This window comes from Streptomyces sp. NPDC058291, from assembly GCF_042880855.1.
GTDB lineage: Bacteria > Actinomycetota > Actinomycetes > Streptomycetales > Streptomycetaceae > Streptomyces.
In genome coordinates this window covers 41,891-54,526 of sequence record NZ_JBHVYK010000011.1, presented here as the reverse complement: position 1 = coordinate 54,526, position 12,636 = coordinate 41,891, and the positions used below count along the sequence as shown (strand labels likewise).

The following is a 12,636-nucleotide window of genomic DNA, read 5'->3' as shown; positions in this document are numbered from 1 at the left end:
CCGACTGAGCCGGCAGCCGACTGGGCCGGCAGCCGACTGGGCCGGCAGCCGACTGGGCCGGCAGCCGACTGAGCCGGCAGCCGACTGAGCAGGACCTCGCAGAACACGGAGGACCTGGCAGGACAGGAAAACAGGAAGGGCCGGAGACGCGTCGTCTCCGGCCCTTCTGCTGTGCCTGGCGGGTCCGGGGGTGCGGTCAGTCGCCCATGCCGACGCCCGGTTCCGGGCGTTCTCGGCCCGGCGGCCGGTGCTGCGGCTGCTGGGCGGGGGCGGCCGGCCGGGCGGCGCCGCCCCGCGGCACACCCAGCAACGGGTCACCTCCCACCTGGTCCTCCCAGACCCGGACGGCGTGGATGGAGATGCGGTGCCGGGGGTCCTCCACCGCCGCGTACGGGTCCACGCCCATCCAGCGCGCGAGGCCGCGGTCCTGGTCCGCCGACTGGACGATGCCGTCACCGGGGTCCAGGTGCCAGCGGCCCGCCACGCAGGTGTTTGGCGTCGACGGAAAGGAATTCGCGGGAGACCAGGCGCCTCACCTGAGCCGCCCGCATTTCGGCGCGAAAGCCGTCCGCCTCGGACTCGGCGGCCAGAGGCCGCATTCCGCAGCTGTCGATCAGTGCGGAGAGCTCGGCGCGGGCCTCGGCCCGTCGCTGCTCCGGAAGCCGCGCGTCCAAGGCCCGTGCGGCGTGCCAGTTGAGTACGCCGATGCGTCCGTGGTCCTCGCTCGACAGTTCTCCGCTGCCGCCGATTTCGGCCCCTCGGCTCAGGAGGCTTTCGCGCACTGGCGCCAGCCCTTGACCTGACCGGTCGCGGACTGCCATGAGTTCGCCGACTTCGTGAGCGAGGACACGGGCGAGGTGCTCGCTCGGCAACCGGTCGGATATCTGCACGACGTAGTTGTCGGACGTCGTGTTCGTCACCGTCCTGGCGATGACGTCGCTTTCCATCGGTAGGGCGTCCACCCAGAGCGTCGCCTCACCGCCCCGGGTGTCCTTGAGGAGGAAGTGCGCTCGCTCCTCCCCCTTCGCCTGCAGCCTCAGGAGCGAGTCGAACCGTTCGCCCAGGACTGCGGACGCCACGGCCTCCAGTTCGCGTCCTGCTGCCGCTACCAGCCTCGCCTGCTGGGCGCGCAGGTGTGCGGCAGTGGCCTCTGCGGATTCCGGCAACAGCACGTCCCCCGTACCTTCTGTCTCCCCGTAGGCATCCACGGCCCGTAGGATCTTGCCATGTTGCTAGCGCGCTCATCGGCCGAAGCCCACCTGTACATGGACCTTCACGCGTGTGAGTGCGGTTCCGGCGGCTTCGAGCGCCGGCACCGTCTGGAGCAGCACGGTGACGACATCGTCTCGGTGTACGAAGGCGCTTGTGAGCAGTGCGGCACGACCCGCCGATTCGCCTTCCGCATGGCCGCCGAGATTCCCCCTCCGCTGCCCGCGTTCGGCGGTTTGGAGCCCTCACGGATCATCGACCCGGGCGAGTTCCTCGAGGTCGCCTATCGGGTGTCTCGCTTCTCGGGCATGCAGCTTCTCAACACGCCCGAATCCGAGCACCACACAGTGCGTGAGTCCGTGGCGTACGCCGTTGCGGCGTTCGAGGAGATCCCCAAGTTCATTCCGCCGGGGGAGGACGCGGTTCCGGCCGCTGCCTTCACCTCGGAGACAGGCAAGGCCCGGTATCGGCGGGAACCCCGTGAATTCGAGCGCGGGACTCTCGAGATGCACATCAGGAACGCCCGCGCCGTCCTCGCCGGCATCGACGAGGTCGGCGGCCGGGCCGGCGGGGCCGCGCCGGACGCGTGATCGCCGGGTCGGCGGGTGCGCGCTCGCGCGGGCGTCGGCCGGGGCTCGCGAGGGGGGTCAGCCCAGTTGTTCCGTCGTGCCGTCCGGGTGGATGAGGAGGCGGATCGCGCCGCCGTAGCGGTTGTCGGTGATGGTGGCCGGGGTGGGGGCCCCGAGCTGCTGGGCGCGTTGCTGGAGGATCGACAGGACGACGTCCTGGATGTCGCCGTAGGGCGGGGCGGTGACCGGGACGCCGTCGATCAGACCGGCGTTGGGGGAGAAGACGTGCACCTGGGCGTCCGCCGAGGCGGGGGGGTGGGGCGGCGTCGTCGGTTCGGTCATCGGGGGTCTGGGTTCCTTCCGGCTCGGTTCGGGTCCGGGTCGGTCCCGGCTCAGGCGCTCTTCGCCTCGTCCTGTCGGGGGACGTCCACCGCGATGTCCCGGGCGGCGCCCAGGGCGATGCCGACGCCGACGTCGCTGCTGACGTCGGGGCTGACGTCCGCCGTGACCTGGGCGGTGACGTCCGTCGTGACGCCGACGGTGCGAGCGTACGTGCCGCGTGCGAGGCGGCGCAGGCGGCCCGACTTGACCATGGCGGACAGGACGTTGCTGATCGTCTTCGAGGGGTCGCCGTAGACGCCGGGCGGAAGGGCGTGCAGCACGTCACGGGCGGAGAAGGGGCCCGGGAAGGCCGACACGGCGGTGTCCACCGCCGCCCGGATGCTGGGCGTGCCGGCAGGGGCGAGGCCGGCGGACTGGCCCGTGCCGGTCGAGGTCCTGCCGTTCGGGGCCGGATGCGGAAGGCACGCGCGGACGCCCTGCAGGGCGGTGCGGATCCACTCCAGGTCGGTCTCCGCGCGGTCCGGGGCGTCGGCGGCGGCGAGCATGGTCGCCACCTTCTCTATGTTGGCGAGGGAGGCGGCCAGTTCGCGCAGCAACGGTTCCAGGAAGTCGCGGCGCAGCGCCGTCACCGGGTCGGTGGTGGCCAGTTCGACCGACACCGAGCCGGTCAGCGCGCGGAGCGGACCGGCGGTGCCCGCGGCGGCCCCGGCCGGGACGCCGGAGCCCTGCGCTCCTTGCGGGGCCAGTGCCTCCACGGCCTTGCGGGCGGCGCGGACGGTGTCCGGCAGCTCGGGCGTGACCTCGGCGCCCGGCACGCTCGCCAGCATCGTGACCAGCTGGTCCAGGCTGCCGAGCGTGGGCAGGGCGGAGCGGACCAGGGGGGCCAGCAGCGCCTGTCGTACGGCCTGGGCCGGATCCTCGTACGAGAAGGCGATCCGCTGCCCGGACTCGGCCGCTGCCATGTCCTCGCTCCTGCTTTCCGGGTGTGCGTGCGGGTGGGGACGCGGGTCGCGCCGGCCTCGGGACGTGCTGGGGTCGCCGTTGCCGCCGTCGCCGTCCCTGTGGGTCGGCTGTGCGGCGGTGTGCTGGTGCAACTGCCTCGGGATGGCGGGCAACTCGCGTCGTCGGCGGGCGAGTTGGTCCTGGCGGGCGTCGAACGCGTCGAGGATGCGCTCCAGTGCGGGCAGGCCGCGCGCGAAGCCGTGCCCTGCGGCGGGCCCTGCGGCGGTGTCGCTGCCGCGGGACCGCAGCCGGAGCAGTCGGCGGGATGTTTCGCCGGACTGGTGGCCCGGACCCGCGGCGGGCCCGGCGCCGTCCACCGCGTGGGTGGGCAGATCGCCGTTCAGGTCGCCGACGCCCAGAGCGCGGCGGATCCAGCGGCGGTCGTCGAGCGTCGTCGCGGCCGCATAGCCGTACGGCTCGGCGTGGGCGACGGCGTCCTGGAGGCATTCCGCCCACAGCGGGCAGGAAGCGCACAGGTCACGGGCGGTGCGGAGCAGGACGAGATGCTGGTGGCGCTGTGCGGGCGAGGTGTACGGGATGTCGGCGGGCGCCTCCAGCAGCGGGTGCTGGAAGACGTCCGGTCGGCGCTGGCAGGGCAGAGCGGCGTCGGGGCTGCGGACCCCTGCTACGGCTCCCGCCCCCGCTCCCCGTGCCGGCCCGCGCGCGGGGCGCGCGGGCAGCGCCGTATGGCTGGCCATAGGCATGTGTGTCGTCCCCCGTGGTGATACGTGATCGGGGGGGAGCCTAAAACGTTCCGTCAACTCCGTGCAACGCACCTGCAAAGCGTGTGCCGACTTGGCACAGTGGCGAGACGAAACGTTCACACAGGCCTCAACTGTCCGCAGGTTCACTGGCTTTGCCCCGCCGCACGCGGCCGAGCGCCCGGAGCGCCCGGCCCACAACCGCTTTCACCCTGGCGCCGCGCAGTGCCAGAACACCGATCACGCCGAGGAACCCGAGCGGCACGCCCGCTGTCGGCAGGAACATCCCGACGACGGACGCGATGACGAGGATCACATCCGCGAGCAGGACGGTGATGCCGCGCCGGCCCGGATGATCCCTCACCATCCACGCCCCGAGAAGCGCCATCCCGGCGAGCGCCCAGTAGCCGAAGGCGGCCTGGCCGGTGACGGTCGCGCTGGTGGAGGCGCGGACCGAGTCGCCCACCGCGGAGAAGTACCCGGTGAACGCCGCGGCGAGGACGGTCGAGCCGAGGCCCAGCAGGAGTTGGGTGCGGCGGCGCAGCAGCCAGACCAGCCCGCCGATGAGGAGCAGGGCGCACACCGTGACGAAGCTGGAACCGCTCTCGGAGGCGATGGCGAAGAGCGTGTAGGCGGCGGCGAGGCAGAAGACGACGCGGGGGAGCAGCTTGACGGCCCAGGGGTCGTTCTCGTCCTGGCGTACGAGGCGGCGCAGGCGGGAGAGCGCGGGGGCGGTGGGTGTGTCCGTCCGGCCGGCGCCGGACCGCTCGGCGGGTCCGGACGCGCGGGGCGTGCGCGCGGTGCGTTTCGGGGCAGTGCGGTTCATCGGCGCGTCAGACTCCCATTCCGGTGTCGCGGGACTGCTCGGGGGCGGGAGGGGCTTTCGGGGGAGCTGCCGGGGGGTCGGTCCTGCCGGTGGTGACGACGGACTTCGCCTGCACGCTGACACCGGGCAGGAAGGCGTGTGCGTGCGCGGCCGCCGCCCCGGGGCCCGGGAAGGCGAGTGGCTCCAGCGGAGCCGGTCCCGTCCTGGCGTTGACCTTGACGCCTGGAAGGAACTGGCCATGGGTGCTCACGGCGACGGGCTCGGGCGCGGGCGGTGCGTCCAGGTCCCGCTCGCGTAGTCCGGCCGCCCACTGCCGGTCCTCGACGCCGGGCAGCGTGACCTCGTGGTCCGGGCGCAGGACCTTTATCTCCTCGACCAGCTTCTCCACATCGGCCGCGCGCGCCGGGCCGTCCATGGTCGCCACCCGGGCGCACACCTCCAGGACCGCGGCACGCTGTGCCTCGGGAGTCGGGAGTGCCTTCAGCTCCTCCAGATCGAGGTGGCCCGCCTTGGTCAGCGGCGTGTACGTGGGGTCGGTCTCGTCGTACGCGAACGTGTGGATCTGCGCGCGGACGGCCTGGGAGGCCAGCAGCTCCTGTGTCTCCGGGGCCAGGTCCGCGTACTTCTCCGTCGGCGCCGGGTACATGAACTCGATGATGCCGAGCTTGCCGTCCTGGCGGAGCTGCCGGGATTCGGTCTGGTAGGCCACGGTGCCCGGGTTGAGCTCGGCCATGAAGAAGAGGGCTTCGTTCTCGGTCTTCGCGGCGTATTTTTCGGAGAGGGCGCCCCAGGCTTCGTAGGCCAGGGCCAGACCCGCCTTCTCGTCCAGGTCCAGTGCGTCCTGCACCACCGCGTCCCACAGATGGAGTCGGCCCAGCGCTTCTCCGCCAGGGGTTCCCTCCAGGTACCGCAGTGTGTCTTTCACGATCGCGTTCTGCGCCTCGGTGTACGCAGCTGCCATGTGCATGCTCTGCAGGCTTTCGCCGGTCTCGAGATCGAGATCCGGGTGATCCTCCAGCCGGTAGGACCAGAAGGTCGACCTGGTGTCGGGATCGGGCAGATCCACGTCCTGAGCCGCCGCGAACTCCTTGAGCCGCTGGTGCAGTTGCTCCCTGTACTCATGGTCCGGGAGGTGGTCGATGCCCTCGCGCAGGGTACGCGCGATCCGTTTGGCGTCGGCCTCGGTGAGTTCGGGCTCGACGAACTGCTGCCGATCACGGGCCTCGTGCAGAACGCGGTCGGGGATGTGTGCCTGGATCACTCGGCCTCCGGCGGATAGCAGGTCACTTTGATCATCGCTCGGCGGAGCGCGTCCCGCGTCCGTACGGATCCCGGCTTGACGGTGAGAACGGTGGTGTGGCCCTCCGGGCCGCCCTCACTCCAGACCGCCATGCGGTAGGGGTCCATGTCCTCCAGGCGAAGGTCGCGGGGCATGAGCCAGTGCCGCTCGTGAGGCGGCTCCGGGAAGGCCGGGTCGTCCCAGGCTCCCGCGAAGGAAGGCTCACCGAGCACGGTGCGGGCAGCCGCCACGTACGCGTCCCAGGTGCCGGCAGCCCGAGCGAGCACCTCGTCGTTCTCGGCCGGGTCATCCGCGGACATCTGCCAGCTCGTCCAGCCGAGCTGCTTGACCGGAGCCCATCCGGCGGAGCGCACGGGGAAGAGAGCGAACTCCTGCCCCGAGCCGCTGCGCACGGTCAGCACGCGCTCCGCCGATGTCGGCGTCCAGTCGAACAGCGCGCACCAGTCGTCCAGCGCCTGGCCGGGGTTCGGCGGACCGGCCCAGATCGACGGCCAGTCCACGTGCTCCAAGGCTTTGAGCTCCTCGGCCAGCTGCTCGGGGCTGCGCTCGATCCTGAGGGTCGTCATCGTTCGTCGCCTTCCTCGTGTTCCGCACGGCTCCGGTTCATCCGCGCCGCTCCTGCCGACGGGATTCCACGTGGTCGGGGTCGTGGCAGGCGAGCCCGATCCTCGCATTGGCCGGTACCGGACGGTTTTGTGCGGTGGCGCCCCGCGTCATCCTGAGCTCGAAGACGGGCGCCTGCGGAACGCGGAACTGCCACACGCCGACGCGGTACGGGTCCTGGTGATCCGCACGCCACGAGGCGTCTGGCCACGCTCCCGACCACGGCAGTTCCGGAAACTCCGGTGTGTCCCACGTGCCGTTCCAGGAAGGGTTGCCCAGCAGGCCGCGGAGGGAGGTCAGGCAGGCGGTCCAGCGGGCCTCGGCCAGCTCGGTGACACGGGCGCTCTCGAGCGTGTCCCGGGCCCGAGCCGACCACACCGTGTGGTCGATCCGGGTCACCGGGCGGCCAGGGGCTTCCGAGACCAGGTGCAGTCGGCCGCCCAGTTCCGTACGGACGCGCAGGCCCGCCTGGAACCACAGCGGCCGCCAGCCGAATCCGGCGCACCACATCGCCCGCCGTTCCTCGTCCCTCGGAACCCCCGCCCACACCGTGGGCCAGTCCACGCCGATGAGCCGCTCCAACTCCGCGACCAGCTGGTCGGGGCTTCGGTCGGCGGTCAGGACGGGCATGGGGTGGCCTCTCGGGAGGGGGCGTCCGTGTTCTGAAGGATCAGTCGGCGCAGGAGTCGGGCCGGGTTCTTCGGCGGCGGGGAGGTGCTCCGCCGCGCGGTCTTTCCGTTCCGGTTCATCCCAACCCCGTGTCTGCGGCGTGTTTCCCCAGCGCGGGCCGGGGCGGGGGCGCCGACTGGGTGGCGGGGCCCGCGTGAGCCGAATCGATCTTGACGGGAACGGGTTTGAACCCCATCTGCCACACGGGCACGGCGGCCGTCGGCTTCGTGGTGCGTTCCGGCGCTTCCCCTGCGGAAGCCTCGGGTACGGGGGCGTCCTTCCCCTTCGCCGTGGTTGCGGCCTCTCGCTTCTCCTCGGCCCGTTCCTCGCGTTCGGCCGCCACCGAGGCGCACTCGGCCTCTACCGCGGCCTTCCGGACCACGGGGTCCTGGGTGGTGTACGCGACCGGATCGACGTAGTGCGGGAGGGTGGGGTCGTCGACCTGTACCTGGGCGCGTACGGCGTCGGGGCCGATCTCGTTCCGCGCCTCCTGCGACCACTCCATGGGCGACGCATAGGCGAAGTGGATGTTGGCCAGGCCGACGTCCTGGTTGGTGTGGAGGGTCGGCAGCTCGCGGTTGTACAGGATCGAACGGGTGTGGGCGGTTTCGGAGAAGACCACGACCGGCCCCTCGGAGGCCTCGGCGTAGGTCTGCGAGATGCTTCCCCAGCAGTCACGGGCCCAGGCATAGGTGAAGCCCTGTTCGTCGCCACCGAGGGCCTGGCGGACCGCGTCCTCGAAGAGGTGCATCTCGTTCAGCCTGTGGCCGCCCTCCGTCGTCTCGAGGGTGCGGGCCGAGCCGGGACTGCGCTCGTTCTGGACCACGGCCCAGGCTTCGGCGACGTACCGGTTGTCGAGGAAGTTCTCCCCCGTCCAGTTCTGCGGCGCTTCGGGGTGGTGTGTTCCGTGGGACCAGAAGGCGCTGGTGGGATGGGCGCCTTCCGGAGGGCTGACGCCGCCCCGGTCCGTGGTCAGGGACTCGACGTACTCCTTGACGGAGGCGAAGCCGGCGGCCTCGGATTCGGCGTCCAGGCGGTCGACGATGGCCTGCGCGCCTTCCAGGGTGTTCGCCGCCCTGGCACGCTCGGCTTCCTCCGTGGCGAGCCTGAGGGCCAGCCGTTCGATGTGCCGGGGTATCGGCTGCGGGCTCACAGTCCTCCGCTCTCGACGGGACGGGGGTGGAATCGCACGGACAGGTTGGCGGCGCCGGGGCGAGGGGACCGGGCGGCGGTGTTCGCCCTGAGGAGGATCTCCAGGATCACCAGGGGGGCGCCCGCTTCGCGGGGCATCCAGCAGGCCAGTCGATGCGGGTTCTGCTGCGCCAGCCGGTAGGCGCGCGAGCCGACGTCGTGATTGCCGAGGTTCTCGGGGAAGTCCTCGGCGTCCCAGGCGCCTTCCCAGGTCGGTTCGCCGAGTACGGCGGAGGCAGCCGTGACGTACAAGGGCCAGACCCGGGCGGCTTCCGCCAGCAGGGACGGGTTGTCCTCGACGGTCTTGGCCCCCGCTCCCCAGAGCCAGTGGCTGACGTCGGTCACGGGGGCCCAGCTGCCGCCCACGTTGTTCAGGGTGAGCGTGGCGCCGGTGTCGGTGCGCACCTGGAGCACCCGCTCGAAACTGGTGGGCGTCCAGTCGAACTGGGCGCACCACATGTCCAGGCCCTTGCCCGGGTAGGGCGGGCCGGACCACACGGTCGGCCAGTCCACGTCCGTCAGTCCGCGCAGCTCTGTGACCAGCTCCTGTGGCGTCCGGTGCTGCAGACTCGACGTCATTGCCATGATCAGTCCTTCGGGTTCTTCGTCGTCACAACAGCCAGCCGGGTCCGTCGTCCTCGAGGCCGGGATCCGTGGCAGGCGAGAGAGATCGTCGCACTGCCCGGCCCCCAGCCCGTCGCCGTACCCGCCGCGAGACTGGCCTTGAGCACGAACAGCGGTGCCCCGGGGGTACGGAAGGACCACACCGCCAGCCGGTACGGATCCCGGTGCTCCGCGCGCCACTCCGCGTCCTGCCAGTACCCGCGTCCGGGAGGGTCGGGGAAACCGGCCGTGTCCCAGTCGCCGGACCAGGTGGGCACGCTCAGCACCGACTGCACCGCGGCGACGTATGCGGGCCACTTCCCGGCGGTGAGCGCCATCAGGGCCCCGTTCTGCGCCGCCGCGTCCGCCCGGACGGACCACAACGCGTGCCCGACGCCGGTCACCGGGCGGCCCGGCGCCCCCGAGGCCAGGTGCAGGCGGCCGCCCTGTGCCGTACGCACCCACTGGCCTCCTTGGAACCACAGGGGCCGCCAGCCGAAACGGGCGCACCAGACCTCCCGCTCCTCCTCGTCCTGCGGGATCCCGGCCCACACCGTGGACCAGTCCAGCTCGACGAACCGCTCCAACTCCGCGACCAGTTGGTCGGGGCTGCGGTCGGCGGTCAGGACGGGCATGGGGTGGCTCCTCGAAGCGGCTTACGGACGGCGGGCAGGGCTATACGCGGCCGCTGGGGCCGCGGGGATCCCGGGGCGGCGTCGGAGCGGCCGGGGGCGTCGCGGTCGTCGGCGGCGGTGGCGCCACCGGCGGCGTGTGCTGCCGCGGGGCCGGCGAGGGCTCGGCCGGGGCCGGCCGGGGCCGGGGGGCCGATGGCTGTGGCTGCGGCGCGGGCGTCGGACGGGACTCGGCCGGTGTCGTGGACTGCGGGGCCTGCTTGCCGCCGGAGTCGCTGACCCGGCGGCCCCGCTTGGGTGCGGGGGAGGACGGGGGAGCATCGGCCTCGTGCTGCTGCTTGCGCGTCTCCTGGGCGTCGCGTGCCGCCTCGGCCGACCGGTAGGCGGTCTGCTGCTGCTCGCGCTTGGACTGGCCGAGCCAGCCCCGCTTCTGCAGTGCGGCGCGGCCGCGCCCCTTGTTGCCGAACTTGTCCAGCGCCCAGGCGCCACCGCGCGCCGCGCTGCCGGTGACGCGGGCCGTGCCCTTGGCGGTGGTGCCCGCCACACGGCCGGTGGCGCGCGCAGATCCTACGGCCATGCCCGGGACCACGGCGGTGGCCTTGTCGAAGGTGGCGTTCGCGCCGTCCCGTATGCCGAGCGCGTCCTCGCCGCCGGCGACCTGCGGGGTGAAGTTCCCGGACAGCAGCTTCTTCAGCATCATCACGATGGCGACGGTGACCAGGAGCAGCATGAGCAGCTGGGTGCCCAGGGCGATCTGCGCCGGGAGAATCATCTGGTACAGCACGAGCAGCACGGTCAGGATGACGCCGAAGCCCGCACGGAGCACGAAGCTGTGGATGAACGTCTCCAGCCAGCTCTTCAGCAGCTTCTGCTGGGAGGGGTGGATGCCCAGCGTGGCGACCAGCGGCAGCAGCATGACCAGGATCAGTGTGACGGCGTGCCACAGCAGGGTGAGCGCGCTGAGCACGAGAACCATCACGCCGACGATGAAGGCGGCCACGAGCGAGTAGAAGGCGATGCCCACCCGGTCGGTGGCGTTCTTGCCGGCCCAGTCGTTGAAGGCCACCGGGTAGATCTTCTTGTCCGGGACGTCCTCGCCGCCGGCGATCTCCTTGCGGATGTCCTCCCAGTCCCCGAACTTGTCCCCGTCCGGCTTGTCGTCCCCGCGCTGATCGTCCACGTTGGTCCAGGACTGGGCGACCGCCTGACGAACGCGGAGGTCCCCGCAGCGCGGAGTGTTCTTGTCACCCCAGTAGCAGTTGTATTTCGTGCCGCTGGTGAAGGTGCAGGTCCCGTCCTGAGCGGAGATCTTCCCGCCGCTGTCCTTGCGGAAGACGCAGTTCGCGCCCACGTCGCCGAACTGGCCCATGGCCCACGGACGGAAGGCGAGGGTGTCGTACATGGCGCAGCTCGACAGCCGCAGACCCACCTCGCCGGACTCGTGCTCGCCGTTGTCAGGCAGGTCGCACGGAGACTGCATCCGGCCTGACACGCCTGCCAGAACGGTGGAGCTGAGCGCCGAGTTGGCGCTGGCTATCCACTCGTCGGAACTCTGCACGACCTTGTCGTAGTTGTTGCCGGTGAGGAACGCCATGACCGCGATCACGGTGAGGGCGGTCCAGGAGACCCCCGCCCACACCTCGCGCATGTCTCCCTTGCGCCACTTGGTGAACACCCAGAAGCCGACCAGCAGGATCATGACGGTGACGGCGGGCTTCAGAACGTTGTCGCGGAGGGTGGTCACCACGTTGTCGCGTCCGGTGTAGAGGCCGGAGAAGGGGCTCGGGTTGGACGCCATCTCCTTGATGGAGATGGAGAAACGGGTGAGTAGTTTGGTGCCGTAGAAGACGGCGTCCGCGATGCCGTTGTTGACATAGTCCATGACCTCGCAGGAGTCGGCTCCACTGCCCAATGAGCCGTTGTCCTCGGAGGCGTCCCCCTTGCCCTTGAACGTCATGGACCAGTCCAGGCCCCGCATGCCGTTCAGCTCGTACAGGGTGTAGTGCTTCGCCTGGTCCGGTTCCACCTTGAAGGAGCCTTTGACCGTTCCCGTCTGGTCACCGAGATTCTGGGCACCGCCGTCGTCCTGCCACTGGGCGACGGCGGGCATGATCCCTTCGCCGTTGCTGCCCGGCGAGTCCATGTGGTAGCTGTCGTCGCCGGTGAAGTTGCAGGCGAAGTCCGCGTACGCCGAACTCGGCGCGGCCAGGGTGAGGGCGATCAGCGCCAGCACCAGGAACAGGCCTGCGCGGACGGCCACACCGGCTTTCCGTATTCGGCGGCCCAGTGCTTTGCGCGGATGCATCGGTATTCCTTCGGGTTACGCGTGGGCGGATGGAGGGGGCGAGGCGCGGCTCAGTCGCCGAAGTGGTCGGTCAGCACGCAGCCGTCGACGAGGGCCGGCTTCTTCTCGGAGCCGCTCGGCACCGCGAGGTCCGCATCGCACGCCAGGAATCTCAGGTCGGACTGCCGGAGCCTGTGTATGGCGTCGGCGTCGACCGGGACGACCGCGAAATTCTCGCCGACCAGGAACTTGTCGCCGCTCGCCTTGACGGCCGTCTGGAACTTCCGCATGTCGGAGACGGAGAGGAGGGCGATGGGGCGGCCGGATCCGTCCGTGCAGACACCGCGCTCCTCGATGCTCCAGGCCGGGTCATCCGCCTCGTCCGTCCCCCAGGCCGTGTCGTCGTCGGCTTCGTCGCCGTCGAGGCCGGCGTCGTAGTCACCGCCCGTCATGAGGTCCTGGCAGGGGGTGTACCGGTTCAGGTAACCGGCGATGGCCGCCATGTCGGCCGCCTCGGGCAGCCCGGCGGACGCGGTCGAGGCGCCGCCGCCCGATCCGTCGTCCTCGGCAGCCGAGGTGGCCGTGGTGGCCGCAGGGGTGCTTTTGGCGTCGTCGCCGCCGTCCTCGCTGCTGCCGCACGCGGCGACGGCCGTCAGCGCGACGAGGGTGATGCCGGTGGTGAGTGCTGTGCCGAGTCTCATGTCT

The 12,636-nt window shown here is 71.2% G+C and carries 14 protein-coding genes; 1 reads left to right on the top strand and 13 read right to left on the bottom strand.

Features of this window, described 5'->3' with window-relative positions:
• Nucleotides 1-196: 196 nt before the first annotated feature.
• Together ACFVYK_RS08165 and ACFVYK_RS08160 are read right to left on the bottom strand one after the other, a co-directional pair.
• On the bottom strand, nucleotides 197-484 hold the full coding sequence (locus ACFVYK_RS08165; RefSeq protein WP_389770055.1) for a hypothetical protein: 288 nt from the start codon (nucleotides 482-484) through the stop codon (nucleotides 197-199).
• The gene (locus ACFVYK_RS08160; RefSeq protein ID WP_389770052.1) at nucleotides 453-1,208 is read right to left on the bottom strand and encodes a hypothetical protein; all 756 of its coding nucleotides are present in this window, start codon (nucleotides 1,206-1,208) and stop codon (nucleotides 453-455) included. The genes ACFVYK_RS08165 and ACFVYK_RS08160 overlap by 32 nt, the downstream gene beginning before the upstream one ends.
• Nucleotides 1,209-1,403: 195 nt before the next feature.
• Here ACFVYK_RS08160 and ACFVYK_RS08155 point away from each other — a divergent pair, with 195 nt between their 5' ends.
• Nucleotides 1,404-1,799, top strand: a complete 396-nt coding sequence (locus ACFVYK_RS08155; protein WP_389770049.1) for a hypothetical protein — start codon at nucleotides 1,404-1,406, stop codon at nucleotides 1,797-1,799.
• Between the two features lie 57 nt (nucleotides 1,800-1,856).
• Here ACFVYK_RS08155 and ACFVYK_RS08150 read toward each other — a convergent pair whose 3' ends face one another.
• The 11 genes from ACFVYK_RS08150 to ACFVYK_RS08100 all read right to left on the bottom strand — a co-directional run bounded on the left by ACFVYK_RS08150 (nucleotide 1,857) and on the right by ACFVYK_RS08100 (nucleotide 12,632).
• Complete coding sequence (locus ACFVYK_RS08150; RefSeq protein WP_389770046.1) at nucleotides 1,857-2,120, bottom strand: hypothetical protein; 264 nt, start codon at nucleotides 2,118-2,120, stop codon at nucleotides 1,857-1,859.
• Between the two features lie 50 nt (nucleotides 2,121-2,170).
• Nucleotides 2,171-3,820: a WhiB family transcriptional regulator gene (locus tag ACFVYK_RS08145; RefSeq protein ID WP_389770043.1), complete on the bottom strand. Its 1,650-nt coding sequence runs from the start codon at nucleotides 3,818-3,820 to the stop codon at nucleotides 2,171-2,173.
• Between the two features lie 133 nt (nucleotides 3,821-3,953).
• Nucleotides 3,954-4,649, bottom strand: a complete 696-nt coding sequence (locus ACFVYK_RS08140; protein WP_389770041.1) for a hypothetical protein — start codon at nucleotides 4,647-4,649, stop codon at nucleotides 3,954-3,956.
• A 7-nt stretch (nucleotides 4,650-4,656) separates the two neighbouring features.
• On the bottom strand, nucleotides 4,657-5,910 hold the full coding sequence (locus ACFVYK_RS08135) for a hypothetical protein (protein ID WP_389770039.1): 1,254 nt from the start codon (nucleotides 5,908-5,910) through the stop codon (nucleotides 4,657-4,659).
• Nucleotides 5,907-6,515, bottom strand: coding sequence for a hypothetical protein (locus ACFVYK_RS08130; RefSeq protein ID WP_389770037.1), 609 nt, complete (start codon nucleotides 6,513-6,515; stop codon nucleotides 5,907-5,909). The genes ACFVYK_RS08135 and ACFVYK_RS08130 overlap by 4 nt, the downstream gene beginning before the upstream one ends.
• A 37-nt stretch (nucleotides 6,516-6,552) precedes the next feature.
• On the bottom strand, nucleotides 6,553-7,182 hold the full coding sequence (locus ACFVYK_RS08125) for a hypothetical protein (RefSeq protein WP_389770034.1): 630 nt from the start codon (nucleotides 7,180-7,182) through the stop codon (nucleotides 6,553-6,555).
• A gap of 115 nt (nucleotides 7,183-7,297) precedes the next feature.
• A complete protein-coding gene (locus tag ACFVYK_RS08120; RefSeq protein WP_389770031.1) occupies nucleotides 7,298-8,374 on the bottom strand; it encodes a hypothetical protein in 1,077 nt (358 codons plus the stop codon).
• The gene (locus ACFVYK_RS08115; protein WP_389770029.1) at nucleotides 8,371-8,997 is read right to left on the bottom strand and encodes a hypothetical protein; all 627 of its coding nucleotides are present in this window, start codon (nucleotides 8,995-8,997) and stop codon (nucleotides 8,371-8,373) included. The genes ACFVYK_RS08120 and ACFVYK_RS08115 overlap by 4 nt, the downstream gene beginning before the upstream one ends.
• Before the next feature lie 2 nt (nucleotides 8,998-8,999).
• Nucleotides 9,000-9,650 carry a hypothetical protein gene (locus ACFVYK_RS08110; RefSeq protein ID WP_389770026.1) on the bottom strand — a complete coding sequence of 217 codons (651 nt, stop codon included), beginning with the start codon at nucleotides 9,648-9,650 and terminating at the stop codon, nucleotides 9,000-9,002.
• A 40-nt stretch (nucleotides 9,651-9,690) separates the two neighbouring features.
• Nucleotides 9,691-11,907, bottom strand: coding sequence for a hypothetical protein (locus ACFVYK_RS08105; RefSeq protein WP_389770024.1), 2,217 nt, complete (start codon nucleotides 11,905-11,907; stop codon nucleotides 9,691-9,693).
• Nucleotides 11,908-12,002: 95 nt separating this feature from the next.
• The gene (locus tag ACFVYK_RS08100) at nucleotides 12,003-12,632 is read right to left on the bottom strand and encodes a hypothetical protein (protein ID WP_389770021.1); all 630 of its coding nucleotides are present in this window, start codon (nucleotides 12,630-12,632) and stop codon (nucleotides 12,003-12,005) included.
• Between the last annotated feature and the right edge of the window lie 4 nt (nucleotides 12,633-12,636).